The organism is Stenotrophomonas sp. 01N47, assembly GCF_056399165.1.
Window position 1 is genome coordinate 1 of the sequence record NZ_JBFTQU010000040.1, and the last position, 521, is coordinate 521.

A 521-nucleotide genomic window follows, 5' to 3' on the forward strand; every position below is an offset into this window, starting at 1 on the left:
GTCCCGGACACGATGTACGAGTATGTTCTGAAGGCGGCCTGCTTCAACGACTATCTGGTCGACGTTCCGCTTCATTTTGAAAGCGCCTACGACGCCCTGAACAACTGGCGAAAGTCTCGCAAGCGCGCCGCAGAGCAGGACTGAGGCCATTCCGCGGGGCTCGCGCCACGCGTTCCTGGAGCTGGGCGCGAGCCTCAGTAACCGAGAAGAACCTGCTCGCGCATGCGGCGCAGGGCCTTGTCGCGGCCGTCCTGCACCTGTTCGACGGCGTAGGCCGCGTCGGCTTCCGCCTGCCTGTCGACGCAAGCGCTCCAGTCGTCGACTTCGCGCATGTAGACGCGTAGGGCCCGCGGATCCTTGCCGTAGGGACGCACGGGCTCGATGCACTTGGGCTTCCACTCCAGCAGCGAACCAAAGCCACGGAAATCGCCCTTGGCGAGGCCGAAGCCCCGCGCGTCGACGACGCCCGCGACCAGCAGCGCGGCCGCCGCGCCGAGAAAGATTGGCTTGAACTTCAAGAG

Annotated in this window: 1 protein-coding gene; it reads right to left on the bottom strand. The window is 65.5% G+C overall.

Going from position 1 to position 521, the window contains the following annotated elements:
• Window positions 1-194 precede the first annotated feature (194 nt).
• A partial coding sequence (locus AC1DKR_RS21090; protein ID WP_478035087.1) for a hypothetical protein occupies window positions 195-521 on the bottom strand: 327 nt, incomplete at its 5' end.